Genomic DNA, 25,720 nt, shown 5'->3' on the forward strand with positions numbered 1-25,720 from the left:
TGTGTTGTTTTTGCCTTGCGGGTTTTTTTTTTGTTATTCTATAAACACACCAAAAAACCCCCCCCCCACCACGGTGACCCACTCGCCACCGCCACGGCTCTCTCCTGAAGTACATGAAGGCCCCCTTCCTTGCGCCTAGCGCAAGGAAGGGGGCCTTCATGTACTCGGCATGGCGTGAAGGGCGAGTTTCCTCGGCTCAGCCGAGGGAAGGGGCCCTTCACGCGCAGCCGCCGTGACTGCTGGTGCGTCTGGGGCGAATGTGGCGATCGTGATGTCTGTGAAGGCCTCCTTGAGGGACCCAGGGTCCCTCAAGGAGGCCTTCACGGACTTGAGCGAGCGGCCAGGCAGTAGCGCGACATTACATCTGTAATGTAGCCTCCTCCTGACACGCCGTCGGTCGCTGAGGAGGTTCCGGATGAAGCGGGCACTTCAGCGCGCCGCGGTCGAAGTCGTGGCACGGGAAGGCCTCCGCGGCCTCACCTACCGCGCGGTCGCCAAAGCGGCCGACTGCACCACGGGCGCGGTACAGCACCACTTCTCGTCGATAGACGATCTACTCCAGTCCTCTTTGGACTGGGTGCTCGAAGAGAGCGCGGAGAACGGTTTGATCGGCGCCCGCACCGGAATGTTCGCCGATGGCGAGGAAGTCCGGAAGCGATACCAGGACAGCGCGGAAATCCAGATCTTCCAGTACCAGCTGGTCGTGGAGTCCGCGCGGCGCCCGGAGTTGCGGCCGGTGGTCCGGCGGCTCTATCGCGGCTACCTCGACGCCGTCGGCAAGGAACTGACCGTCGACGACGGATTCGCGCAGCTCGTTTTCTACGCCCTCGACGGGATGTTCCTGCACCAGGTGGCGGATCCGGACGTCGATCCCGGCCCGGCGCTCGAAGCCCTGCACGCCATCCTGGCGAACCACAACTAAGGCGGCAGTACTCCCGCCCGGTGACACGCACCCCGCGTGACACCGGGCAGCGGTACTGCCATTTTTCGTTGCAGGACAACAACTCCGCACTGTCCTTTTGAGATTATCGAAACCGGTTTAGGTGTTGACTTAATCAACACTCGGGAGTCAGACTCGGCGCATCCCGAAGCGAAAGGCTCATCCGATGCCCGACACCGCTGCCGCGACCTTGCTGATCGACGGTCGCCGGCATTCCGCCCCGACGACGTTCGACGTCCTGGATCCCGCGAGCCTCGACGTCCTCGGCCAAGCGGCCGACGCGGGGCCCACCCATGCGCTCGCCGCACTCGACGCCGCGGCCGCCGCCTTCCGCGGCTGGGCGGACACCGATCCGGAAACCCGCGGTGGCCACCTTCGCGCCGCGGCGGCGGAAATCCGGGCGCGCCAGGGTGAGCTCGCGTCGTTGCTGAGCCGGGAGAACGGCAAACCGCTCGCGGAGGCCGTCGGCGAACTGGCCGGTGGCGCCCGGATGCTGGAGTGGGCCGCGGAAGAGGGCCGGCGTGCCTACGGCCGCGTCACCCCCGCTTCCGCGGCGGGCCCTGGCCTGGTGCTGCGCTCTCCTGTCGGGCCGGTCCTCGCGATCACGCCGTGGAACTTCCCGGCGAGCATGCTGCTGCGCAAGGTCGGGCTCGCCCTGGCCGCCGGCTGCCCGGTCATCGCCAAACCGGCCGAGCAGACCCCGCTCATCGCCACCGCGCTGCTCGACATCCTGCAGGCGACCGGCCTCCCCGCGGGCGTCCTGCAATCCCTGACGACGTCCAGGCCCGCGGAGCTCGTGGGGGCGTTGCTGGCCGATCGCAGGCTGCGCAAGGTCAGCTTCACCGGGTCGACCGAGGTCGGCCTCGGCCTGCTGCGCCAGACCGGCGACACGCTTCGCCGCACCTCGCTCGAAATGGGCGGCCACTCCCCCGCGATCGTGTTCGCCGACGCCGACCTCGAAGCGGCCGCCACCGGCGTGGTCACCGCGAAGTTCTTCAACGCGGGCCAAAGCTGCACGGCAGTGAACCGGCTCTACGTCCACGAGAGTGTGCGGGACGAGCTGCTCGCGCTGATCGAGAAGAAGACGGCCGCGCTGCGCCTCGGACGCGGAGACGCCGAAGGCACCAAGGTCGGTCCGCTGATCGACGAAGCCGGGCTCGCGAAGGTCGAGAACCAGATCGCCGACGCGGTGGCCAAGGGCGCCCGGGTCCTGGTCGGCGGGAGCCGCTGGGAGTCCGGCGACCCGGCGCTGCGCGGTCACTTCTTCCAGCCCACGGTGCTGACCGGCGTCACCGCGGACATGCTCATCAGCCGCGAGGAGACGTTCGGCCCGGTGCTGGCCGTCGCCACGTTCACCGGCGATGACGAGGCGATCGACCTGGCCAACACCACGGACTACGGGCTGGCCGCCTACCTGTTCGGCAGCGACCTGCGCCGCCTCTGGCGGGCGCTCGACCGGCTGGACTTCGGCGTGATCGGCGTCAACGACCCCGCCCCAGTACGCCCGGAACTGCCTTTCGGCGGCCAGAAGAACTCCGGCCAGGAACGCGAAGGCGGCGCCGAAGGAATCGAGGCCTACACCGAGACGAAGGCCGTGGCGCTGCGGTTCTGAGCGCGCGCCCGAGCAGAGAAAGGACTTTCATGACCAGCACCTCCGAACTCGCCGCCCTCGACCGGCGCACCCTCGTGCATCCGCACACCACGATCGGCGCCCCGGCCGAGCCGCTCATCCTCGACCGCGGTGAAGGCGCGCTGCTGTGGGACACCGAAGGCCGTCAGTACATCGACGGCACCTGCGGTCTGTGGCAGTGCCCTGTCGGTCACGGCCGGACCGAACTCGCCGACGTCGCCGCCGAGCAGATCCGCCGTCTGGAGTTCTACTCGTCTTTCGGTGACTACTCGAACGCTCCGTCGATCCGCCTCGCCGAACGGCTTCTGTCGCTCGCCCCCGCCGGTCTGGAACGCGTGTTCTTCACCAACGGCGGTTCGGAGGGCAACGAGACCGCGATCAAGCTCGCCCGCCTCGCCTTCCATCACGCCGGTTCGCCGGAGCGGACGGTGGTGCTGGCCCGGACCGGCGGCTACCACGGCATGGGCGGCGCTTCGCTCGCCGCGACCGGGATCGAGGGCCTGCGCGCCGGGTTCGGCCCGCTTCTGCCGGACGTGGAATGGCTGGGCAAGCCCCACGCCATCGAACACGGCCCGGACGCGGTCGATGTGCTCGTGGCGGAGCTCGAAAAACGGATCGACGAGATCGGCGCGCACCGCATCGCCGCGTTCATCGGCGAACCGGTGCTGGGCGTCGGCGGGATGGTGCCGCCGCCCGACGGGTACTGGCCGCGCGTACAGGAAGTGTTGCGCCGCAACGGGATCCTGCTGATCGTCGACGAGATCGTGACCGCCTTCGGCCGGACTGGGCACTGGTTCGGCAGCCGGCACTACGGTATCGAGCCGGACATGATCGTCACCGCGAAGGGCATCACCAGCGGCTACGTCCCGATGGGCGCGGTGCTGATCGGCCACCGGGTCCTCGAACTCGCCGACGGGGCCACGTTCCTGCACGGTTTCACCTACAACGGCCACCCCGTCGGCGCCGCCGTCGCGCTGGCGAACATCGACATCATCGAGCGGGAGAACCTGCTCGAACGCGCCCGCGTGCTCGGCGCCCGCCTGCGTGAACGGCTCGACCCGCTCACCGAACTCCCCCACGTGCGCGAGGTCCGCGGGGTCGGCCTGATGCTCGGCATCGAGTTCACCGACGTGCCGACGGCGTCGGTGCAGTCCGGCTGCCGCGCGGACGGCGTCGTGGTCCGCGCCTCCGGCACCAGCATCGTGCTGTCCCCGCCGCTGGTCATCACCGAGGACCAGATCGACACCCTGGCCGACGTGCTGTGCCGCCACGTCGCGGCCGCCGCGAGCTGAGCGGAGAAACCCCATGAGACGCCGGATACCGACGCTGTTGTCCGCCGCGCTGACCGTCCCCCTCTTCGTCACCGGATGCGCCGTTTCCGAAGGCGGCCCGGATTCGCTCGTGTTCGTCTCCTACGGCCAGGGCGCCTACCAGGCGGGGCAGCGTTCGGCGTGGCTCGACCCGTACGAGAAACAGACCGGGACCGCGGTCACGATCGACGGCCCGTCGAGCAACGCCAAGCTGAAGGCGATGGTCGAGGCGGGCAAGGTCACCTGGGACGTCGTGGACACCGACGCTTCCGCGGCCGCCGCGGTCTGCGGCAGCCTGCTGGAGCCCGTCGACATGGGTCCCCTGGCGGCCGGTTTCCCGAAGGGATCACTGACCGACTGCGGCGTGCCGGACGCCTTCTTCGGCATGATGCTGATGTACGACACCAAGGCCTACGGCGACCGGCCACCGGCCAAAATGGCCGATTTCTTCGATCTCCCAAGGTTTCCCGGACGCCGGATCATCTACGGCGGCGACCCGAGTGTGGGGACGATCGAGGCCGCCCTGCTGGCCGACGGGGTCCCACGGGACAAGCTGTACCCGCTCGACGTCCCCCGCGCGCTGTCGATGTACGACCGCATCCGGCCGGAACTCACCATCACCAGCACCTACGGCGACCAGCAGCAGCGCATGGCGGGCGGGCAGGCGGACATGGCGCTCATCGTCAGCGCCCGCGCGTTCTCACTGCTGAAAGCGGGCGCGACCGACTGGAAGGTCGTGCCCGGCATTCCCGTCCCGGTGACCTGGGACGTGCTCGTCGTTCCCAAAGGGACACCGCGCGCGGGCGAAGCCAAACGGCTGATCCGGTTCGCCTCGGAACCGGCGCAGGCGGCGGCCTTCGCGGCCAGTGCCGGCGTCGGGCCCGCGAACACCGCCGCGCCGCCCCCGGCCACCCCGATCGGGCGAGAGCTCGACATCTGGGGAGACGGCAAGGAAAACCTGCGCGTGCTCAGCGACGTGCGCTGGTGGGCCGCGAACCGGACCGCGCTCGTCAAGGCCTGGTCGGATTGGAGGACCGGATGACCACCGTGCGAACCACGCGACGAACCGGCTCCGCGACCTGGCTTCTGCTCCCCGCGGCGGCAGTGGTGCTCGTGTTCTTCTTCTACCCGCTCGCCGCGATCCTTTGGCGCAGCTTCACCGAGCCCGATTTCGGCGTCGGCAACTACCTGGCCGTCCTCGGGGACGAGGTGCAGATCCGGGTGGTGCTCCGGACCTTGCGGACCGCGCTGATCATCACCGTCGCCACACTGATCGTCGCGTACCCGTACGCCTACGCGATGACCCTGGTCGGGCGCCGGGGCCGCGCGGTGCTGACACTGCTGGTCCTGATGCCGTTCTGGACCAGCGTGATGGCCCGCAACTTCGCCTGGTACGTCCTCGAACAGCGGGGCGGCGTGATCGAGAAGGCGCTCGCCGCGATCGGCGTCGACGGGGTGGTGCTCCTCGGCTCGGTGGCCGGGGTGACCGTCGCGATGGTGCAGGTGATGCTGCCGTTCATGGTGCTGCCGCTGCACAGTTCGATGTCCGGGATCGACCGGAGCCTGCTCCACGCCGCCGGCAGCCTCGGCGCGCCCCGCCCGGTCGCTTTCCTGCGGGTGTATCTGCCTTTGTCGATGCCTGGAGTCCTGGCCGGGGTGTCGGTGGTGTTCATCATGTCGCTGGGCTTCTACATCACCCCGGCGTTGCTCGGCACGCCGCAGCAGGCGCTGGCCGCGCAGGTGATCGGCACCCAGGTCAACGACTTGCTGAACTTCGCCGGGGCCGGTGCGCTCGGGGCGATCCTGCTGGTCGTCACGCTCGTGGTGCTGGCCGTGCTGAGCCGGGTGGCCGCACCGCTGGGCACCAGTGCGGCGGGAGGTGCCGACCGTGGCTAACGATCCGTCCATCACCAGGGCCGCGCTCCGGCAACGGACGCTCGGCTGGGGCTTGCGCGTATGGGTCGCCCTCGTCGGGTTCCTGCTCGTCGCCCCCACCCTCGTCGTGATCCCGATGAGCTTCGGCGCCGGCTCGACCTTCCAGTTCCCGCCGGACGACTGGTCGTGGCGCTGGTACGGCGAATTCTTCGGCAGCAAGCAGTGGCTCGGCGCGCTGGCCAACTCGGTCCAGGTCGGCCTGCTGGCGGCGGTGCTCGCGACGGTCGTCGGGGTGGCGGCCGCGTTCGGCCTCGACCGCGCGCGGTTCCGCGGCCGGGGTGTCGTGCGGCAGCTGCTGATGGCGCCGATGATCCTGCCGGGGATCGTCGTCGCGGTCGCCGTCTACGGGGTCTTCCTGCGGTGGCAGCTCAACGGGACGATGCTCGGTTTCGTGCTGGCGCACGCCGTGCTGGGCGTGCCGTTCGTGCTGACCTCCGTGCAGACCAGCCTCGCCGGGTACGACCCTGTCGTGGAGAAGGCCGCGGCGAGTCTCGGCGCTTCGAAGCTCACGACGCTGCGCAAGGTCGTGCTGCCGAGTATCGCTCCAGGCGTGACGTCGGGCTTCGTGTTCGCCTTCGCGACCTCCTTCGACGAGGTCGTGGTCGCCCTCTTCCTGCAGACGCCCGCCATCAAGACCTTGCCGGTGAAGATGTACGAGTCGATCGTCCTCGAGATCGACCCCACCATCGCCGCGGCGTCGAGCCTGATCGTCGTGTTCACCACGATCCTGCTGTTCGTGCCCCTGTTCCTGCGCCGACGGAGCCACCATGACTGACGACCACCGCGGCATCACCACCGCGCACGTGACCAAGGCGTACGCCGGCGTCGACCGTCCCGCCGTGGACGACGTCTCGCTGCACATCGCCGACGGCGAGTTCATGACGTTCCTGGGGCCCTCCGGCTCGGGCAAGACGACGATGCTGTCGATGATCGCCGGGTTCACCCCGCTCACCGCGGGCTCGATCACCTTGGACGGACAGGAGATCTCCCGGCTCAAACCGCATCGGCGCGATCTCGGGGTGGTGTTCCAGCAGTACGCCTTGTTCCCGCACATGTCGGTTGCCCGCAACGTCGCTTTCGGGCTCACCCAGCGCAAACGACCGAAGGCGGAGATCGACCGCCGCGTCACCGAAGTACTGGAGCTGGTCGGCCTGTCCGCGGTACGGGACCGGCTCCCCCGTCAGCTTTCCGGCGGCCAGCAGCAGCGGGTCGCGCTGGCCCGCGCCGTGGTCTACCAGCCGCGGGCGCTGCTGATGGACGAACCGCTGGGCGCTCTCGACAAGAAGCTGCGCGACCAGCTGCAGCGCGAGATCGCCCGGATGCACCGCGAGCTGGGGATGACGTTCCTGTTCGTCACCCACGACCAGCAGGAGGCGCTCACCCTGTCCGACCGGATCGCGGTGTTCAACGAAGGGCGGATCGAACAGGTCGGCACGCCGTCGGATCTGTACGAGCGCCCGGAAACGTTGTTCGTCGCGCGGTTCGTCGGGGAGTCCAACGCCTTGTCCCTCACACCGGGCGAAGTCACGATCGTGCGGCCGGAACGGCTGACGCTGTACACCCGTGCCGATCCGGTGCCGTCCGGGCATCAGCGGGCCGGCGCCGTGGTCACCGACATCGTCTACGTCGGCGATCACAGCCGGATCTGGCTGCGGTACGCCGACGGCGCGCGCGGCTGCGCGGTGCTGACCGCGGGAACGGCGCACGAACACCGTCCCGGCGACGACGTGATCGCGGCCTGGCATCCGGAGCATCAAGCGGTCGTCCCGGCCGCGGAAAGGACAACGGTATGAGTTCCGACCTGCTCCTGCGCGGTGGCCTCGTGCGCACCTTCGACGCCGAACTCGGAAACGCCACGGCGATGCTCGTCTCCGGCGGGCGCGTGGTCGCTGTCGGGGACGACGACACGGTCTCCGCCGCGGCCGCACCCGGCACGCCGTCGATCGACCTGCGGGGGCGGACCGTCCTACCGGGAATCAACGACGCGCATCTGCATCTGGCCTGGTATGCCTTGTCCGGACCGGAGTTCTGCGTGAACCTCGCGGCCGCGGCCGACCTCGCCGAGGTCCGGCGGGCACTGAATGCCGCGCCTCCGGGCGAATGGATCGTCGGTCGCGGCTGGCGTGAGGCCACCATCGCCGAGTTCGCCGACGGCAGTGCCGCGCCGTCGCGGGCATGGCTCGACGAAGTGACCGGGACCCGGCCCACGGTGCTGCATCACGCCTCGTCCCATTCGATCTGGGTCAACAGCGCCGCGCTGGAACGGGCGGGGATCACCGCGAGGACACCGGATCCGACGGCGGGCGAGATCCTCCGGGACGCCGCCGGGGAGCCGACCGGGATCCTCGTGGAGAGCGCGCAGGAACTCGTGGCCGCGTTGGTGCCACAGCCGAGCCGGGACGAGCGGCTGGACGCGACCGCGCGCACGATGGCCCGGCTGAACAGGCTGGGCGTCACCAGCGTCACCGACCCGATCGTCCCGCCCGGGTTGTGGCAGGACTACCGGGATCTGCACGCGGCGGGCCGGATGACGCTGCGGGTGACCGCGCTGCTGCACTGGAACTGGCCGTCTCCCACGACTTCGGCGGCCGACCTGGCCCGGGCGCTGGACAGCACGGACCTGGGTGCCGGGGACGATCTGCTGCGCATCGGCGGGATCAAGCTGTTCGCCGACGGCGTCCCGACGCATTGCACGGCCTGGATGCACCGGCCGTATCCCGGCGGCGGGCACGGAAGTCTCGTCACGGCCGGGTCCGGCGATCCGGAGCAGGTGCGTGAGCTGCACGAACTGATCGCCGTGGCCCAGCGGCGCCGGGTCCGCGTGCAGGTCCACGTGACCGGCGATCGCGCGGCCGACGCCGTGGTCGACGCCATCGAAGCCGCCGCGGCCGCCGACCCGTGGCCGGACGCGCGGCACGTGCTCATCCACGGCACCTTCCTGTCACCCGAAGTGCACGAACGCCTGGCCCGCACCGGGACCGGCGTGATCACCAGCTCGCTCATGCGGACGTTCAGCGGTCCGTCGATGGTCCGGATCGTGGGCGAAGAGCACTGGAGCGAGGCGTTCCCCGCGCGGACACTGCTCGACCACGGGGTGGTGGTCGCGGACAGCTCTGACGCTCCGGTGACCGAACCGGACTGGCGACGCGGGGTCGCCACCTTCACCGGCGAGCCGGGACCCAACCCGTTTTCCCTGCTTTCACCGGAGAAACGGCTCGACCGGGAAGAGGCGCTGCGACTGTGGACGACCGGCCCGGCCTGGCTGGAACACGCCGAGAGCCGCAAGGGGACGCTGGCGCCCGGCGCGCTGGCCGACCTGGCCGTCTTCGACCGGGATCCGGTCACCGCGAGCGGGCGGGATTTGCTTGATGCACGGTCGGTTCTGACCGTCCTCGGCGGACACGTGGTGTCCGAAGTGGACTGAGACTGACCGCTGGGGAAAGCGCCGGTTCGCGCGGCGCCGTCGAAACCGCTACCTTGGCCGTCTCGGTGGAACCACACCGCCACATCGATCCACCAAAGGGGACGATCGCAGATGGACACCGGCTATTACGTGGGCTGGGGAACCCTGAGCCTGGTCAACGCCGGACTGGCCCAGAGCAAGAACCGCAGCGGTCTCGTCTGGTTCCTGCTCTCCTTGCTCTTGGGACCGATCGCGACTTTTCTCATCGTCTTCCTCAACCCGGCGGCCACGAAAGCCTGACCGAGATCCGTTTCCGGTTCAGCGCAGCGCCGTCAGGACGTAGTCGTCCCCGAACTGCCACACCGGCGCCACCTCGGCGAAGCCCGCCTCCCGGAGCAGCCTGGTGTGCTCCTGCGGGCTGAGCCGGTTGCCATAGCCGGTCGAGATGCCACCCAGCTCGACGGCCGTGAACTCGGCCCGCAGGGCGGGATCGGCCGCGACCGCTGCCCACCAGCTCTTCCAGTCCTCATGGGCCTCGACACCGGCACGGGCGGCACGACGGTTCTTGACCGACTCGGCGAGGTCGCGGACGCCCGGTTGCTCGTCGTAGAAATGGTCGCCGTTGACGAGCGCTCCCCCTGCCCGCAGCGCACCCGCGAGGTCGCGGTAGACACCGGCGAGCCGATCGGGCCGCAGCCAGTGCAGGGCGGTCGTCGAGACCGCGGCGTCGAGCGCCTGCCACGTCAGCCTGCCCTCCTCGCCGAGGTCGGCCTGGACGTACTCGATGTTCGAGTCCTCCGGCCGGGCGGCCCGGGCCAGGGCGAGCAGGAACGGGTCGTTGTCGATGCCGACGACCCGCGCGTGCGGCAGCCGCCGGGCGAGCCGGGTGGTCAGTGAGCCCGGGCCGCAGCCGAGGTCGAGCACCAGGGGCTCGGCGACGTCGCGGCAGACGTGCTCGACGACGTCGATGAGCACGGTGAACCGTTCTTCGCGGTCGGCGATATAGCGCTCCTGCTGGACGTCCCACCGTCGCACCCAGCTTGCCGCGAGCTTCTCGTCCACCCTGCCCTCCTTCGTGATCTTGATCCTGTCTAGCACACCCCGGCCATGGGTTACCGTGAGCGCCACAACGTAAGAAAGCGCCCGTCGGGGGAAGCCGGTGTGAATCCGGCGCTGACCCGCAACCGTGAACGGCCGTCTGCCGTGAGCCGGACTGCCCGCCGGGTGCTGCCAACCCCAACTGTCGTGGAGTGCGGAGCGGGGTCCCGTTCAGTGCGGCCACGCGCCCGGGACAGTGCTCGATGTCCCGGAGGTCACTGTGACGCGTCATCCGCTCAGCCGTCGGCGCCTGCTCGTCCTGGCCGCCCTCGCACCTTTGGCCGCCTGCGGAGGCCCGCCCGCGGACACGGGCCGCTTGCGGGTCGCGTTCGCCGCGGGCGGTTCGAAGGAAACCCTGGACCCCTCACAGGTTTCGCTTTTCGTCGACCAGGCACGGGCCAAAGCGCTCTTCGACACGCTGGTCGCCTACAACGCCGACACCTCGTTGCGGCCGCGGCTGGCCGAATCCTGGGAGAGCGACGGCTCCGGCACGCGCTGGCGGATCCGGTTGCGGCAGGCGGCCTTCCACGACGGACGTCCGGTCACCGCGGACGACGTCCTGTACAGCTTCCGGCGGATCGCCGATCCCGCACTGGCCTCCTCGTCCCGGCAGTACTTCGCGAAGGTGGACTTCGCAGGCAGCAAAGCGGTGTCCCCCAGGGAACTCGAACTGGTGCTGACCGCTCCCGACTTCGAATTCCCGTCGGGCTGGGGCGCGCCGGGGGCGGAGATCATGCCCGCCGGGACGACGGCCTTCACGGCGCCGATCGGCTCGGGCCCGTTCCGTTTCGTCTCGTTCACCCCTGGCGGCACGGCGGTGTTCCACAAGAACGAGTCCTATTGGGACGGTGCGCCGAGTATCGACGAGCTGGAATTCGTCCCGGTCAACGACGAGACGGCACGGGTCAACGCGCTGCTGTCCGGACAGGTCGACTACGCCCACGACCTCGCGGCGGGCACCGCGGCGCGGCTTGCCGATGACACGCGTGTCTCACTGCTCGAAGCCAAGGGAACGACGATGCAGGGCTTGATCCTGCGCTTGACCCAGCCACCGTTCACCGATCCGCGGCTGGTGCGCGCCGTACTGTCCGGAGTGGATCGTGAGGCGTTGAACCGGGTCGCGCTGGCCGGGCGCGGCGAGATCGGCAACGACCTGTTCGGCAAAGGGCTCCGCGGATACGCCGCCGGTATCCCCCAGCGCCCGCGCGAGGTGGACCAGGCTCGCTCGCTCGTCCGGGAAGCAGGCGCCGAAGGGCTGGCCTTCGCCGTCGAGACCAGCGACGTCGATCCGGGATTCCCCACCGCGGCGACGTTGATTTCCCAGCAGCTGAGCGAAATCGGGCTGAAGGTCACGCCGAACACACGCGGGTCGAGCACCTACTTCAGCGAGACCAAGACCAAGGGCGTGGCCGCGCTCACCCGCACGGCCACCCTGCCGGTGCCGACGTTCCTCAACCAGCGCTTCCGCACCGGTGGCTCGAACAACGTCAACGGGTTCGCCTCGCCGGAGTTCGACGCGCTCATGGACCGCGCCGCCGCCACCGCGGACGAGGGGACCCGGCTGGCGCTGTTCGGCGACGCCCAGCGGATCGTGCACGGCTCCGGCGGCCTGCTCGCCTGGGGTTTCAGCACCTGGACGATCGCGACGTCGAAACGGGTGTCCGGGCTGGTCACCGCGCCACCGAACACCTTCGACTGGGCGAGGTTCGACCGCGCCCGCCTGTCCTGACGTGACCGGTTACGCCACCCGCCGGCTGGGGTTCGCCGTCCTGCAGGCGATGGCGGTCCTGGTCGCCACGTTCGCCGTGACCGCGCTGCTCCCCGGCGACGCGGCCTCGGTCGTGCTCGGCGAACAGGCCACCGACGAGCAGGTGGCGACGGTGCGCCACCAGCTCGCCCTCGACCAGCCGCTCCTCGACCGGTTCGGGCACTGGCTTTCGGGTTTGGTCACCGGGGACCTCGGCTCGTCGCTCGTCACCGGCGCCCCGGTGACCGACGAGATCGCGCGCCGCTTCGCCGCCACCGCGGTCCTCGCCGGAGTCACCCTGCTCGTGCTCGTGCCGCTCGCACTGGTCATCGGGGTGACCTGCGGCCTGCGCGAGGGATCGCGCACCGACCGGGTGCTCACCGCCGTCACGGTGTTCCTTCACGCGATCCCCGAGTTCGTCCTCGGTCTGCTGCTGGTCGCGGGGTTCGCGGTCTACGCCGGGCTGCTCCCGGCCACCGCGGCCGGAACGGATCTGACGGCGCGTCCCGAGGTGCTCGTGCTGCCGGTGACCGTGCTCGTCGGCCGCCAGCTGTGCGACGTGGCCCGGCAGATCCGGGTCGGCGTCGCGGAGCAGACCCGGGGACAGGTGGCGGAGCATCTGCGCCTGCTCGGCCTGCCCGAACGCACCGTCGTCCTGAAACACCTCCTGCCCGCCGCCGCGGCCCCCGCCGTGCAGCAGCTCGCCCGCGCCGTCGAGGGGCTGCTGACCGGCACGGTGATCGTCGAATCCCTGTTCGCGATCACCGGGATGGGCACGGGTTTCGTCGAGGCCGTGCAGAACCGGGACATCCCGCAGGTGCAGGGCTACGTGCTCGTATTCGCCGGCGTCGTCGTGCTCGGGAACCTCGTCGCCGATCTGGTCGCGCACCGGCTGACTCCCCGCCGGGAGCTGGTCACGTGGTGAGCCGGGCGCTCGGCTGGTTCCTGCTCGCCGTGCCGTTGCTGCTCGCGGTGGCCGGACCGGTGATCGCCGGCCCCGCGGTGTCCGTCGGAGCGCCGTGGCGGCCACCGGACGCCGCCCATCCCCTAGGTACCGACGTCCTGGGCCGCGACGCGTTCACGGTGATCCTCACCGGCGGTCTCCCGGTGATCGGCATGACGGTCGCCGCGCTCGGGCTCGCCTACCTGATCGGCGTGCCGCTGGGTCTCTTCGCGGCCGGGCGCGGCCGGTGGGCCGACGAAGCCGTGATGCGGTCCCTCGACCTCGTGCTGGCGTTCCCGTCGCTGCTGGTGCTCATGGTGCTGGCCGCGACCGGACATCGCGGGCCCGGCGTGCTCGTCCCCGCCGTCGCCGTCCTCCAGTTGCCCGCGATCACCCGCGTCGTGCGGGCCGCGGCCTTGGCGCCAGGCTGCCGCACCGCCGTGGAAGCCCTGACCCTGCAAGGAAAACCATGGTGGCGTATCCAGCTCGGGTACGTCGCCCGGCAGGTCACCGGCCCGGTCGCGACCGACGCCGGAACCCGGCTCGGCGTGGTGCTCTACCTGCTGGCGTCGGCGAACTTCCTCGGTCTCGGCCTGCCCGCCGACTCCCCGGACTGGGCCGTGGTCGTCGAACGCAACAGCGACGCCCTCTACACCGCGCCCGCGGTGGTGCTGGTCCCGGCCGCGCTGCTGATGGCGTTGTGCGTCGGCACGAACCTCGTCGCCGACCGGTTGCTCGCCGCCCGGCGGGTGATCCCGTGACGGTCCTGGAGATCGCCGGTCTATCGGCCCGCGCCGGGGACACCGTCATGCTCGACGACGTCTCGCTGGCCCTCGAACCCGGCCGCGTGCTCGTCGTGCTCGGCGCGTCCGGCGCGGGAAAGACCACCCTCGGCCTGGCCGCGACCGGACGTTCCCTTCCCGGGATCGAGCTGTCCGGCTCGGTCCGGCTGGCGGGATCCGCGCTGCCCGGCAGGAGCGCTTCCGACCTCCGGCGGATCCGGGCCGGGGTCGTCGGTCACCTGCCGCAGCAGCCGTCGGCGGTGCTGGATCCGGTCCGCCGCTGCGGACCGGTGCTGGCCGAACTCGCCGCGCTCCGCCACCGCGGCCGGGCCGCGCGCCTCGCCGCGGCCCGCACCGCCCTCGAGGAGGCAGGACTGGAGACGAGCCTGTGGCGCCGGTTCCCGCATCAGCTCTCGGGCGGGCAGCAGCAGCGCATGGCCCTCGCCACCGCGCTCGTGACCCGGCCGAAGGTCCTCGTCCTCGACGAACCCACCAGCGGTCTCGACCCGGAAAACAGGACCGTGCTCGCTGCCCGGCTCGCGGAGCTTTCCCTCGCGGGGACGGCGTTGCTGATCCTGACCCACGACCTGTCCCTCGCGCGCGCCCTGGCCGGCGACGTCGCCGAACTCCGCGACCACCGCTTGGTGCCGTCCGAAGCCGTCCCCGAGCATGAACCCGTTGACGAACCTTCGGCTTCGTCGCCGTCTTCGCCGGTACTCGTCGTCCGCGGGCTCACTGTGCGCGCCGGGCGGACGGCACTCGTCGAAGACCTCGACCTGGAACTGGCAGCGGGCAGCCGCACCGTCCTCACCGGCGTCTCGGGTGCGGGCAAGACGACGCTCGCCCGTGCGCTGGCCGGGTTGACCCCGCCGAGCGCGGGCACGATCGAAGTCGACGGCGTCCGCCTCCCCCACCTCGCCCGCCGTCGCAGCCGCGCACAGCTGCGGGCGGTCCAGTACGTCCACCAGGACAGCCGCGCCTCGTTCGACGAGTTCCGCGGCGTGCTCGACCAGGTGGCCGACACCGCCCGCCTCCTTCGCGGCCTCAGCCGAGACGAAGCCCGCTTCGAAGCGGCAGAGGTCCTGCGCGCCCTCGGCGTCGACCCTGCCGACGATCGCCCCGGCAGGCTCTCCGGCGGTCAACTGCAGCGCTGTGCCGTGGCCCGCGCGCTCTTGGCGCACCCCAAGGTCCTGATCTGCGACGAGGTGACATCGGCGCTCGACGCGGCCAACCGTGCCCGGCTGCTGGAGGTCCTGGCCGACGCGGCGAACCAGCACGGGACTGCCTTGCTGATGATCAGCCACGAATACGCCTCGGCCCCGTTCGCCGTCAGCCCAGGGAGTCGCTTGATCCGTCTGGGCGGGTGAGGACGCTCGCCTTTTCACCGGCGGCGGCCAGCCAGAAGAACAGCGGGGGCAGAGCGAGTTCGATGACGGTCAGGACGACCTGGAACCAGTGCGGCCAACCGTGGACGGCCAGGGACAAGACCCGGCCGGCGGCGCCGAGAAGGAAGATGCCCGCGAGCCATCGCACGACCGTCGAGGAGATCGACGAGCGCCGGGCGGCCCAGATCCACGCGAGTCCGTAACCGAGGAACAGCGCGCCGTAGAACCGTTCCCGACTGTCCACAGTGGCCCCGGTAGCCCCTTCGCCGGGCACCGAAGCGACGCCGAGCGCGAAGTGGAAGACGCCGATGGCCGCGCAGGTCACCCCCATCGCCAGCATGAGCCACTTCAGTGCTTTGACCACGCCAAACCCCCTTCCTCCCGTAAGTAGATGCGTGTCTACTAACGCTGGCCAGTATGAACCTTGCTGGACACGTGTCAAGTAGTGTGGGGGGCGTGCACAAACGCCGAAGGCTGGAACCCGCCGAGCGCCGAGGCGAACTGCTCGACGTCGGAGCACGGCTTTTCGCCGCGCAGCCGTACGAAGACGTGCTCATGGAGGACGTCGCCGGACAGGCAGGCGTCTCCAGGGCACTCCTGTACCGGTATTTCCCGAACAAACGCGACCTGTTCGCCGCGATCTACCAGCGCGCCGCGGACCGGCTGCTGGCGACGGCGGAATTCGATCCCGACGTCCCCGTGGCGGATCAGGTCGCCGCTTCGCTCGACGCGCACATCGACTATTTCGCCGCGAACCGCAACACCGTGCTCGCGGCCAACCGGGTACTCGCCGGGGACCCGGTGATCCAGGCCATCATCGACGACGAGTGCGCCGTGGTGCAGCGGCGTCTGCTCAGCGTCGCCGGCTTCGACGGCCGCCTCAAGGAGACGGTTTCGGCGGTGCTGATGAGCTGGCTGGTGTTCGTGCGCACCTTGTGCGTGGACTGGCTGACGAACCAGAACTACACCCGCGCCGAACTGAGGGACGTCTGCCTTGGCGCGTTATGGGGAGCGTTGGAACCGCTCGGAGGACATCAGACCGCGGGCTGACATCTCACCGGAGCGCCGGGGCGAGTAAGACCGTGGGCGCACCGGCGACCTGGACCCGCGGGCCGATTCGCCGGAGTCCGTGTTCCGAAAGCATTTCGGTCATGATTGAGATCAGGGAACTGACCAAACGCTACGGCACGACGCTCGCCGTGGACGCCTTGTCCTTCCGGGTCGAACCCGGCCACGTGACCGGTTTCCTCGGCCCCAACGGCGCGGGCAAGTCCACCACGATGCGGGCCGCGCTCGGCCTGGACACCCCGGCCTCCGGCGACGCGCTGATCAACGGCCGGCGCTACGCCGCCATCGATCGGCCGCTGCACCACGTGGGCGCACTGCTCGACGCGTCCGCCGTGCACGGCGGACGCCGCGCCTTCGACCACCTGTACTGCCTGGCCCGCAGCAACGGCATCCGCAAACCACGCGTGCGCGTGGTACTGGACCGGGTCGGCCTCGCCGGCGTTGCGGGCAAACGGATCGGCGGCTTCTCCCTCGGTATGAAACAACGACTCGGGATCGCCTCGGCCCTGCTCGGCGATCCCGGCGTCCTCCTGTTCGACGAACCGGTCAACGGCCTCGACCCCGAGGGCATCCGCTGGATCCGCGACCTCATGCGCTCGCTGGCGGCCGAGGGCAGGACCGTGCTCGTCTCCAGTCATCTCATGAGCGAAATGGAACTCACCGCGGACCACATCGTGGTCATCGGACGAGGCAAGCTGATCGCGGAGGCATCGATCGCCGAACTCGCCGAGCGGTTCCGGCGCGACGTGCTGATACGCACGCCAGACGACGCCGAACTGACCCGCCTGCTGCGGTCCGCCGGTGGCACCGTCACCCGGCTGGCCGACGGAAGCCTTGCCGCACAAGGAATCGACGCCGTGGCCATCGGTGACATCGCCGTGCGGAACCGCATCGCCGTGCACGAACTCACGCCACGCAGCGATTCCCTCGAAGACGCCTACCTCAAGCTCACCAAGGACAGCACCGAATACCGCGCCGAAAGGACGGTCCGGTGATCGACGTCATCGCTTCGGAAACCATCAAGGCGAGATCGGTCCGCTCGACCCGTAGCCTCCTCGCCTTCTCGGTCGCGGCCGTTCTCGTCGGCGGCCTGATGGCCCTGATCTCCGCCGGGGTCTGGGACTCGTCCACCCCGGTGGAACGCTCACATTTCGGCGGCCTCGGTGACGGGACCTCAGTCCTCACCGTCGTCCAGCTGTGCCTGATGACGTTCGGCATCCTCACCGCCACGTCCGAGTACGCCACCGGGATGATCCGCACCAGCCTCGTCGCCGTCCCCGTGCGGCGGAAACTCCTGCTGGCCAAGGTCTCCGTCGTCGCCGCGATCAGCCTGATCGCGGGCGAAGGGGTCTCCATCGCGACCTTTTTCCTGAGCAGGCTGCTGATCGGTGACCGCCCGATCGGGTCACTGACCTCCGTGGCCACCGGGTTCCCGGTGATCCTGGCCGAGGGCCTGCTCATGATGGTCGTCGCCCTGATCGCACTCGGTCTCGCCACGGCGATCAAAGCCACCGCCGGAACACTGGTCGCCATGGCGGTGCTGCTCTTCGCACTCCCGATGGCGCCGCGGATGCTGCTGCCCGCGCCCTGGAACGGCCGGATCGCCTCGGTGATGCCTTCGGAGCTGGCGGGTCAGCTCAGCGGCGCCGCCACCGAAACCCACCTGTCCCCGCTCGGCGCGCTCGTCGCGATGGCGGTGTGGGTGACGGCGGCGACCTGCGCCGGACTGGCCGCCATCACCCGACGAGACGCCTGATCACGGCGATCACTTGCCGCCGACGAGTTCGCCGGAAAGCTTCCCGTGCATCCGGGCGCTGTGCTTGTTCAGGCCGACGATTTCGACGGTCTTGCCCCGCGACTCGTACTTGGCGGTGATCGCGTCGAGGGCGGCGACGGTGGAGGCGTCCCAGATGTGGGCGTCGGTGAGATCGATGACGACCTTGGCCGGATCGTTCGCGTAGTCGAACCGATGGACCAAGTCGTTACTGGAGGCGAAGAACAGTTCGCCGGTGACGGTGTAGACGACCTGGGTGCCGTCCGGGTCGAGAGCCGCGGTGACGTCGACCAGACGCGCGACCCGGCGGGCGAAGATCACCATCGCGACGATCGAACCGCCCACCACACCGATGGCGAGGTTGTCGGTGGCCACCACGACGCCCACGGTGACGACCATGACGATGATCTCGCCCGCGGGCAGCCGCTTGAGGGTGGCCGGGGCGACACTGTGCCAGTCGAAAGTGCCGAACGCGACCAGGACCATCACCGCCACCAGGGCGGCCATCGGGATCCGCGAGACCAGCGGGCCGAAGACGATGCACAGGATCATCAGGAAAGTCCCGGCCAGGAAGGTCGAGAGCCTGGTCCGGGCTCCTGAGGTCTTCACGTTGATCATGGTCTGCCCGATCATCGCGCAGCCGCCCATGCCGCCGAAGAAGCCGGTGACGACGTTGGCCACCCCTTGGCCGATCGCCTCACGGGTCTTGTTGGAACGAGTGTCGGTGATGTCGTCGACCAGCTTCGCCGTCATCAGTGATTCCATCAGCCCCACCAGCGCGAACGCGAGCGCGTAGGGCGCGAGCAAGCCCAGGGTGGCGAAGGTGAACGGCACGTCCGGCACACCTGGCACCGGCAGCGAGGAGGGCAGCGCGCCCTTGTCACCGACCGTCGGGACCGCGATCCCCGCGGCGATCGTCAACGCCGTCAACGCCACAATGGACACCAGCGGCGCGGGAATCACCCTGGTGAGCCTGGGAAACAGCACCATCATCACGAGCCCGCCGGCGAACAGCGGATACACCGGCCACGGCACGTCGATCAGCTCCGGCACCTGCGCCATGAAGATCAGGATGGCCAGCGCGTTGACGAACCCGACCATCACACTGCGCGGCACGAACCTCATCAGCTTGGCCACGCCCAGCGAACCGAGCACGATCTGGAACAAGCCACCCAGGACGACCGTGGCGACGAGGTACCCGAAGCCGTACTCCCGGGACAGCGGTGCCACGACCAGCGCGATCGCACCTGTCGCGGCGGAGATCATCGCCGGCCGTCCGCCGACGACCGAGATCACCACCGCCATGGTGAACGAGGCGAACAGCCCGACACTCGGGTCGACGCCCGCGATGACGGAGAACGAGATCGCCTCCGGGATCAGCGCGAGCGCGACCACCAGACCGGCGAGGATCTCGGTGCGCGCCACTTTCGGCGACAACCACGACGGACGCGTGCCGCGCAGCCGCGACGACACCTGAGCCACCAGACTCGACACAGACAGACAACCTGACTTTCTCGGACACCACGCGGGACGCGGGACAACCTCACGTCACGGACAGGTGGGCATGATCGTCACCACCGTCGACGACGCTCACCTTACGGCATCCGGTTCGGAGCCGCGGTCAGCGAGGCGAGTGCCGAATGTCTCGCCGTACCGCGGCTTCGTTGCCGTCCGATCGCCCCGCGGGTGCCGAGTCAGTCCCGGAGAGCGGCCGAGTCTCGCTCGGGTTCGACGGGAGCGGGCTCGGCCGGGACCTCGGCCTCCGGCTTGCCGCGCCGCCTGCGGATCTCGTACCCGACGAGGATCAGCGCGAGCGTCACGGCGCTGAGCCAGAACTGCGAGCGGGTCGACGGCAGCAGCGCCATCGCCAGGATCACCCCGGCCATCAGCGCGATGGTCGCGTAGCTCAACCATGGGAACAGCCACATCTTGAGCGCGAGCTTCTCCGGCTCCTCCCGTTCCAGTCTGCGGCGGAGCCGCACCTGCGCGAGCGCGATCGAGAGGTACACGAACAGCGCGACGGCACCGTAGGAGTTGACCAGGAACTGGAAGATCAAGTCCGGCGAGGTGTAGGCGGCGATGACGGACACGTAGCCGATGGCCGTCCCGGCCACGATCGCGCGCCTCGGCACACCGCTGCGCGAAAGCCGGGTGAACGTCTTCGGCGCGTCGCCGTTGCTGGTGAGCGCGAACAGCATTCGCGACGACGTGTACAGGGCCGAGTTCAGGCAGGAGAGCACCGCGGTCAGGACGATCGCGTTCATGATCGTCGCCACCGCCGGGATGCCGAGGACCTCCAGCACGGCCGCGTACGGGCTGACCGCGGTCGCCGGATCGTCCCAGGACTTGATCGCGACGACGAGGAACACCGAACCCACGTAGAACAGCACCACCCGGAGGATGATCGACCGCATGGCCTTCGCGACCGCCTTCTTGGGCTCCGCGGACTCGGCGGCGGCGATGGTGACGATCTCCGCGCCGGTGTAGAAACCGATGCACGGGACCACCGCCGCGAGCACCGCGCCGATACCGAGTGGCGCGAATCCGCCGTGGGAGACCAGATTCGTCACGCCGCCGTGGGCGCCCGGCCAGAAACCGAACAGGTACAAGGCGCCGACGGCCAGGAAGACGACGATCGCGACGACCTTGATCGAGGAGAACCAGTACTCGAACTCACCGTAGGAGCGGGCCGAGACCATGTTCGTGCCGGTGAGGAGCAGAAGCAGCCCGAGGCTGAGCACCCACAGTGGCACGTCCGGCACCCACAGCTGCAGGATCCGGCCGCCCGCGACGGCTTCGACAGCCACGACGATGACGAAGAAGTACCAGTACATCCAGCCGACGGCGAAGCCCGCGCGGTTGCCGAGCGCTTCCCTCGCGTAGACGTAGAACGATCCGAGCGCGGGTTTGGCGATCGTCATCTCGGCGAGCATGCGCATGATGAGCACGGTGATCAGGCCCGCGATGAGGAACGAGACCACCGCGGCGGGACCCGCCGACTGGATGACCACGCCGCTGCCGACGAACAGGCCGGCTCCGATGACGCCGCCGAGGGCGATCAAGTTCATGTGTCGCTGCTTGAGCCCTGGTTTCAGGCCGCTGCTCTGTGCCGGGTCGGACGCTGAAGTCACGTCTCCTCCTTCTCGCACGCACCGCCGGGAGCGGTGGCGCTGGGAGCTCCATTGTGGTTCCGGTCACCGTAGGAACAACTCAGGCCCGGGGCGAGTGCCAGTTACGATGTGGGACAGGGGTCCAGATCCCTGCGTACCGCCAGGGCGAGCAGTTCCGCCGCCGGACCGGCGAGGCGCCGCCCCTCCGGCCACACCGCGCGCAGTGTCCGGCCGAGGTCGACCCCCTCCACCGCGACCGGGACGAGTTCGCGGTCCGTGACGTCCAGCGCGCTGATCACCGCGGGGCCGGCGCCCGCGACGACGGCGTTGCGGACGGCGGACGCGGAACCCAGTTCCAGCAACGGTTTCACCGGTCCCGCTCCGGCCTTGCGCAAGGCGGCGTCGACGGTCTCTCTGGTCCCGGAGCCGGGTTCCCGCACGATGAGCGGCGTGTTCGCCAGCTCCGCCGGGGTCAGCGGACGGCGTCGGCGCGCCCAGGGATGGGCGCCGGAGACGACCACCACGAGATGGTCCACGGCGACCTTCAGCGACGTGAGACCGGCCGGTGCGCCGGGCGACTCGACGAAACCGAGGTCGACCTTGCCCGCACGGGCCAGTCCGGCGACCTGATCCGAGTTCGCGACCTCGAGGCCCAGACGGAGGACGGGGTTCGCGCGGTTGAGCTCGCCGATCCACCCCGGGACCAGGTGCTCGGCCAGTGTCATGCTCGCCGCGACCCGGAGGCCTGCTTCGCGCCTGGTCCGCAGGGCCTGGGCGCCGTCGAGCAGTCCGTCGAGTTCGGCGAGCACGCGCTGCGCCCGGCCCACGATCACGCGACCGTCCGGGGTGAGCGCGGAACCGCGGCGGGTCCGGTCGAACAGCACCAGGCCGAGCCTTCGTTCCAGAGTGGACAGTCGTTTGCTCGCCGACGGCTGCGCCGTCGGCGAGGACGGCGGCGGCCTGCCCGATGCTGCCCAGTTCGCCGACGAGCACGAGCAAGCGCAAGGCGTCGAGCTCCGGCGCGGTCATAGCCAAAGTGCATGACCTACCCGTCGCTCTCCCGGCTACCGGCGTGTTCCGCACCGGACGACGCTCGTCGTCATGGGCACCATCACCGCGCGGCGGGCGAAGCCGCACCTGACCGGTCTGGCCGTCACCGCCCTCGGGGTGGCCGTCGCGTATCTGCTGAGCACCGCGGTTCCCGTGCTCAGCGCGCTCACCCTCGCCGTCGTGCTCGGGGTGCTCGCCGGTTCGCTGCCGGTGCTCTCCGACGGCACCCGGCAAGCGATCGCGAAGGTGACGAAGAAGCTCCTGCGTGCAGGGGTCGTCCTTCTCGGCTTGCAACTCGCGCTCCCGTCCGTGCTTTCCCTCGGCCCCGGCACACTGCTCGCGGTGGTGCTGACCGTCGGCCTCACGTTCCTCGGGACGATCGGGCTCGGCAGGCTGATCGGCGTTCCGCGCGGGCTCGCGATGCTGGTCGCGACCGGGTTCTCCATCTGCGGCGCGTCGGCGATCGCGGCGATGGAAGGAGTCGTCGAACGGGAGGACTCCGACGTCGCGACCGCCGTCGCCCTGGTCACCTTCTACGGCGGCCTGGCGATCGCGGCTGTCCCGCTCCTCGGCGGCTGGCTGGGGATGGACGCGCTGCGGATCGGCGGCTGGGCCGGGCTGGGCGTGCACGAGGTCGCCCAGGTGGTCGCGGCCGCCACCCCGGCCGGGACCGCTGCCGTCGCGGTCGCCGTGGTGGTGAAGCTGAGCCGTGTCGTCCTGCTGGCGCCGATGGTCGCCGCGGTCAGCGTGCGCGAACGCCGTCGTCGCCCGTCCGCGGGTGGGAAGCGCGCCCCGCTGGTCCCGCTGTTCGTCCTCGGTTTCCTGGCGATGGTGGCGGTGCGGAGCACCGGGATCCTGCCGGGCGTGGCGCTCGACGTCGCCAAGGTGGTCTGCACGCTCCTGCTGGCGGGAGCGCTGTTCGGGCTGGGCTGCGCGGTCCGGATCGGCGCCCTGATCCGGACCGGCGGCCGGGCGCTGCTGCTCGGCCTCCTGTCCACGGTGCTGGTCGGCACCATCGCCTACACCGCGCTGGCCCTGCTCGGCTAGCTTCACGGGCCGTCCAGGGCTTGCGCGGCGGTCAAGAGGGCGAGCGTCTCGATGTCGGAGGCCGAGCAGCCGCGGGAGAGGTCGTTCAGCGGGGCCGCGAGCCCCTGGAGGATCGGGCCGAGCGCGACGGCGCCCCCGAGCCGCTCGGCGATCTTGTAGCCGATGTTGCCGGCGTCCAGATTCGGGAACACGAGGACGTTCGCGCGGCCGGCGACAGCGGAGCCGGGAGCCTTCGCCGCCGCGATGGACGCCACCAGCGCGGCGTCGAACTGGAGCTCACCATCCACCGGCAGGCCGGGATTCCTCCCGCGCACCAGCGAAGTCGCCTCACGGACGACCTCGACGCGCTGATGATCGGCACTGCCCTGCGTGCTGAACGACAACATCGCGACCACGGGGTCCTCCCCCGTCAGACCGCGATGCGTCGCCGCGGCGGCGAGGGCGATGTCCGCCAGCTGCGCGGCGCCCGGCTCGGGAACCACCGCGCAGTCCGAAAAGGTCAGCCGCCGCCCGTCCGGGAGCAGCAACAGGAAGCAACTGCTCAAAGTGGACACTCCCGGTGCCAGGCCGACGACCCGCAACCCCGCACGCAGGACGTCCGCGGTCGGCCGGGTCGCCCCGGCGACACAGGCGTCCACCCGGCCCGCCCGCAGGGCTGCCGCCGCGACGAACACCGGATCGTGCCGGGCATCGGCGAGCTTTTCCTGATGGCGGGCGAATCCCGCCGTCAAGGCGGCCGCGGTCGGGTCGTCGACGAGGGCGTCCGCGAGGTCCACGATCACGTCGTCCGGAGCGCCGGCGGCGCGAAGCCGTGTTCCGTCGCCGAACAGCAACGGCCGCACGACCCCCTCGGCCCGGAGCGCGAGGGCAGCCCGGACGGCGCGATTGTCGTCGCCGTCCGGCAAAGCAACGCGGAGATCCCGCCCGCGCAACGCCTTCCGCCATCTGTCGAGCGTCACGTCCGGCGTGGCCTCGGTGGTCAGGCTCATCGAAAGTACCTCCACAGACGAAGTGGGGGCCGCCGGAAGACGGCGACCCCCACCGGGTGAAAAGGGCTGGTTCAGGGCTGGACGGCCTTCTCGACGTCGTTGAGCATCGCGTCGACGCCGTGGAGCAGTTCGGTGAGCACCTCGCGATCGGCGACCAGCGGCGGGGAGATCATCAGCATCGTCGCGCCGCGGTCGTCGCCGCGGAGGATGACGCCCGTGCGGCGGAACGCCTCTGGGAGCACCTCGCGAAGCACCTTCACCGACTCCGCGTCGGTCAGCTCCCGGCCACTGTCGCGGTCGGCCATCAGCTCGATGGCGTAGAAGAACCCGGTACCGCGGACGTCCTTCACGCAGCGGTGCGCGGACTTGAGCGAGTTCAGCGCGGCGAACAGTTCCGGGCCCTCGGCGAGCACGTTGTCGAGCACCTTCTCGTCCCGCATCGCGGTGAGGTTCGCGACGGCGACCGCGGTGGCGACCGGATGCCCGCCCCAGGTGGCGCCGTGGGTGAAGACGCCGCCCTTCGGGGAGTCGTACAGCTCGGTGACCAGCTTCTCGCGCACGATCACCCCGCCAAGCGGCGCGTACCCCGACGTCGAGCCCTTGGCGAAGGTGACCAGATCCGGCACCACTCCGGTGATGCCGTGGCCGAACCAGTGCCCCAGCCTGCCGAACGAGCAGATGACCTCGTCCGACACGAGCAGGATGCCGTACTTGTCGCACAGCGCGCGCAAAGCGGGCCAGTACCCCTTCGGCGGGACCAGCGCGCCGCGGCCGTTCTGCACCGGCTCGGCGAACAGGGCCGCGATGGTCTCAGGCCCTTCTTCGAGGATGACCCGCTCGATCGCCGCGACACAGTCCAATTCGGACGCCGGGCCGCAGTCTCCCAGCAGTCCCAAGGTGTTCGGCACGTGCCGGACGCCGGGCATGAGCGGGCCGAAGGGTTCCTTGATCTTCGCCAGCCCGGTCACCGAGAGGGCGCCGATGGTCGTGCCGTGGTAGGCCATGTCGCGGCTGATGATCTTCGTCCGCTCCGGCTGCCCTTGGCTGCGGTGGTACTGCCGGGCGAACTTCAGCGCGGTTTCGACGGCCTCCGAGCCGGAGTTGACGAAGAACGTCGTCCCGAGGTCGCCCGGCGCGAGTTCGGCCAGCAGTGTGGCCGCTTCGATCGCGGGGATGTGCGCCGAACCCCAGTTGCTCGCGTAGGCCAGGGTGCCGACCTGGTCGGCGGCGGCCTTGGCGATGTCGGCGCGCCCGTGGCCCATGTTGACGCAGAAGAGCCCGGCGAGACCGTCGAGATGGCGGCGCCCCTCGGTGTCGATCAGGTAGCTGCCCTCGCCGCGTACGAACACCGGGAAATCCGAGGCCCAGGTGTCCTTGCGGGTGAAGTGCGGGCCGAGATGCCGTCGAGCCTGCGCTCGCAGCTGGGTGACGTCCACGGAGACCTCCTTCGAGACACGAGTCTGTGCTTTGACTTTCGCAATCCGCCCGGCCCGGGCCCAGCGCCAGAGC

At 70.0% G+C, this 25,720-nt stretch carries 23 protein-coding genes, 1 pseudogene and 1 riboswitch; of the genes and pseudogenes, 17 read left to right on the top strand and 7 right to left on the bottom strand.

Annotated elements, in window-relative coordinates:
* Positions 1–415: 415 nt before the first annotated feature.
* The 9 genes from ACZ6YV_RS31375 (at position 416) to ACZ6YV_RS31415 (ending at position 9,518) form a co-directional block, all read left to right on the top strand.
* Positions 416–922: a TetR/AcrR family transcriptional regulator gene (locus ACZ6YV_RS31375; RefSeq protein ID WP_465513047.1), complete on the top strand. Its 507-nt coding sequence runs from the start codon at positions 416–418 to the stop codon at positions 920–922.
* A gap of 184 nt (positions 923–1,106) precedes the next feature.
* Complete coding sequence (locus ACZ6YV_RS31380; protein ID WP_465513048.1) at positions 1,107–2,552, top strand: NAD-dependent succinate-semialdehyde dehydrogenase; 1,446 nt, start codon at positions 1,107–1,109, stop codon at positions 2,550–2,552.
* A gap of 29 nt (positions 2,553–2,581) precedes the next feature.
* Complete coding sequence (locus ACZ6YV_RS31385) at positions 2,582–3,862, top strand: aminotransferase family protein (RefSeq protein WP_465513049.1); 1,281 nt, start codon at positions 2,582–2,584, stop codon at positions 3,860–3,862.
* A gap of 13 nt (positions 3,863–3,875) precedes the next feature.
* On the top strand, positions 3,876–4,922 hold the full coding sequence (locus tag ACZ6YV_RS31390; RefSeq protein ID WP_465513050.1) for an extracellular solute-binding protein: 1,047 nt from the start codon (positions 3,876–3,878) through the stop codon (positions 4,920–4,922).
* Positions 4,919–5,776, top strand: coding sequence for an ABC transporter permease (locus tag ACZ6YV_RS31395; RefSeq protein ID WP_465513051.1), 858 nt, complete (start codon positions 4,919–4,921; stop codon positions 5,774–5,776). Before ACZ6YV_RS31390 ends, ACZ6YV_RS31395 begins: the two co-directional genes overlap by 4 nt.
* On the top strand, positions 5,769–6,590 hold the full coding sequence (locus ACZ6YV_RS31400) for an ABC transporter permease (RefSeq protein ID WP_465513052.1): 822 nt from the start codon (positions 5,769–5,771) through the stop codon (positions 6,588–6,590). Before ACZ6YV_RS31395 ends, ACZ6YV_RS31400 begins: the two co-directional genes overlap by 8 nt.
* On the top strand, positions 6,583–7,608 hold the full coding sequence (locus ACZ6YV_RS31405; protein ID WP_465513053.1) for an ABC transporter ATP-binding protein: 1,026 nt from the start codon (positions 6,583–6,585) through the stop codon (positions 7,606–7,608). The genes ACZ6YV_RS31400 and ACZ6YV_RS31405 overlap by 8 nt, the downstream gene beginning before the upstream one ends.
* Positions 7,605–9,239, top strand: a complete 1,635-nt coding sequence (locus tag ACZ6YV_RS31410; RefSeq protein WP_465513054.1) for an amidohydrolase — start codon at positions 7,605–7,607, stop codon at positions 9,237–9,239. Before ACZ6YV_RS31405 ends, ACZ6YV_RS31410 begins: the two co-directional genes overlap by 4 nt.
* 111 nt (positions 9,240–9,350) lie before the next feature.
* A complete protein-coding gene (locus ACZ6YV_RS31415; RefSeq protein WP_465513055.1) occupies positions 9,351–9,518 on the top strand; it encodes a hypothetical protein in 168 nt (55 codons plus the stop codon).
* A gap of 18 nt (positions 9,519–9,536) precedes the next feature.
* Here ACZ6YV_RS31415 and ACZ6YV_RS31420 read toward each other — a convergent pair whose 3' ends face one another.
* Positions 9,537–10,280 carry a class I SAM-dependent methyltransferase gene (locus tag ACZ6YV_RS31420; protein WP_465513056.1) on the bottom strand — a complete coding sequence of 248 codons (744 nt, stop codon included), beginning with the start codon at positions 10,278–10,280 and terminating at the stop codon, positions 9,537–9,539.
* 90 nt (positions 10,281–10,370) lie between these two features.
* Positions 10,371–10,477: riboswitch (cobalamin riboswitch) on the top strand.
* Positions 10,478–10,536: 59 nt separating this feature from the next.
* On the opposite strand from ACZ6YV_RS31420, the gene ACZ6YV_RS31425 reads away from it, so the two are divergent.
* The 4 genes from ACZ6YV_RS31425 to ACZ6YV_RS31440 are packed head-to-tail and all read left to right on the top strand — an operon-like array spanning position 10,537 to position 15,155.
* Complete coding sequence (locus ACZ6YV_RS31425) at positions 10,537–12,045, top strand: ABC transporter substrate-binding protein (RefSeq protein ID WP_465513057.1); 1,509 nt, start codon at positions 10,537–10,539, stop codon at positions 12,043–12,045.
* 1 nt (position 12,046) lies between these two features.
* Positions 12,047–12,988 (top strand): ABC transporter permease, encoded by a 942-nt coding sequence (locus ACZ6YV_RS31430; RefSeq protein WP_465513058.1) that lies wholly within the window; start codon positions 12,047–12,049, stop codon positions 12,986–12,988.
* Positions 12,982–13,767 (top strand): ABC transporter permease, encoded by a 786-nt coding sequence (locus tag ACZ6YV_RS31435; RefSeq protein ID WP_465513059.1) that lies wholly within the window; start codon positions 12,982–12,984, stop codon positions 13,765–13,767. Before ACZ6YV_RS31430 ends, ACZ6YV_RS31435 begins: the two co-directional genes overlap by 7 nt.
* Positions 13,764–15,155: an ABC transporter ATP-binding protein gene (locus ACZ6YV_RS31440; RefSeq protein WP_465513060.1), complete on the top strand. Its 1,392-nt coding sequence runs from the start codon at positions 13,764–13,766 to the stop codon at positions 15,153–15,155. The genes ACZ6YV_RS31435 and ACZ6YV_RS31440 overlap by 4 nt, the downstream gene beginning before the upstream one ends.
* Here the strand turns inward: ACZ6YV_RS31440 and ACZ6YV_RS31445 are convergent.
* The gene (locus ACZ6YV_RS31445) at positions 15,118–15,537 is read right to left on the bottom strand and encodes a DUF4345 domain-containing protein (RefSeq protein ID WP_465513061.1); all 420 of its coding nucleotides are present in this window, start codon (positions 15,535–15,537) and stop codon (positions 15,118–15,120) included. The two genes, ACZ6YV_RS31440 and ACZ6YV_RS31445, sit on opposite strands and share 38 nt — an antisense overlap.
* Positions 15,538–15,629: 92 nt before the next feature.
* Here ACZ6YV_RS31445 and ACZ6YV_RS31450 point away from each other — a divergent pair, with 92 nt between their 5' ends.
* The 3 genes from ACZ6YV_RS31450 (at position 15,630) to ACZ6YV_RS31460 (ending at position 17,997) form a co-directional block, all read left to right on the top strand.
* The gene (locus ACZ6YV_RS31450) at positions 15,630–16,223 is read left to right on the top strand and encodes a TetR/AcrR family transcriptional regulator (RefSeq protein WP_465513062.1); all 594 of its coding nucleotides are present in this window, start codon (positions 15,630–15,632) and stop codon (positions 16,221–16,223) included.
* Positions 16,224–16,324: 101 nt separating this feature from the next.
* Positions 16,325–17,236: an ATP-binding cassette domain-containing protein gene (locus ACZ6YV_RS31455; protein ID WP_465513063.1), complete on the top strand. Its 912-nt coding sequence runs from the start codon at positions 16,325–16,327 to the stop codon at positions 17,234–17,236.
* A complete protein-coding gene (locus ACZ6YV_RS31460) occupies positions 17,233–17,997 on the top strand; it encodes an ABC transporter permease (protein ID WP_465513064.1) in 765 nt (254 codons plus the stop codon). Before ACZ6YV_RS31455 ends, ACZ6YV_RS31460 begins: the two co-directional genes overlap by 4 nt.
* A gap of 9 nt (positions 17,998–18,006) precedes the next feature.
* Here ACZ6YV_RS31460 and ACZ6YV_RS31465 read toward each other — a convergent pair whose 3' ends face one another.
* The 3 genes and pseudogenes from ACZ6YV_RS31465 to ACZ6YV_RS31475 all read right to left on the bottom strand — a co-directional run bounded on the left by ACZ6YV_RS31465 (position 18,007) and on the right by ACZ6YV_RS31475 (position 22,154).
* Entirely contained in the window at positions 18,007–19,500 is a 1,494-nt protein-coding gene (locus tag ACZ6YV_RS31465; protein ID WP_465513113.1) for a SulP family inorganic anion transporter, read from the bottom strand.
* Between the two features lie 209 nt (positions 19,501–19,709).
* Positions 19,710–21,083, bottom strand: a complete 1,374-nt coding sequence (locus tag ACZ6YV_RS31470; RefSeq protein WP_465513065.1) for an amino acid permease — start codon at positions 21,081–21,083, stop codon at positions 19,710–19,712.
* Positions 21,084–21,247: 164 nt separating this feature from the next.
* A pseudogene (locus tag ACZ6YV_RS31475) lies at positions 21,248–22,154 on the bottom strand (LysR family transcriptional regulator).
* A gap of 72 nt (positions 22,155–22,226) precedes the next feature.
* On the opposite strand from ACZ6YV_RS31475, the gene ACZ6YV_RS31480 reads away from it, so the two are divergent.
* On the top strand, positions 22,227–23,222 hold the full coding sequence (locus ACZ6YV_RS31480) for a YeiH family protein (protein WP_465513066.1): 996 nt from the start codon (positions 22,227–22,229) through the stop codon (positions 23,220–23,222).
* A gap of 2 nt (positions 23,223–23,224) precedes the next feature.
* On the opposite strand, the gene ACZ6YV_RS31485 is transcribed toward ACZ6YV_RS31480, so the two are convergent.
* A complete protein-coding gene (locus tag ACZ6YV_RS31485; protein ID WP_465513067.1) occupies positions 23,225–24,211 on the bottom strand; it encodes a phosphotransacetylase in 987 nt (328 codons plus the stop codon).
* Positions 24,212–24,282: 71 nt separating this feature from the next.
* Positions 24,283–25,647, bottom strand: coding sequence for an aspartate aminotransferase family protein (locus ACZ6YV_RS31490; protein WP_465513068.1), 1,365 nt, complete (start codon positions 25,645–25,647; stop codon positions 24,283–24,285).
* Between the last annotated feature and the right edge of the window lie 73 nt (positions 25,648–25,720).

The organism is Amycolatopsis sp. NPDC102522, assembly GCF_055584485.1.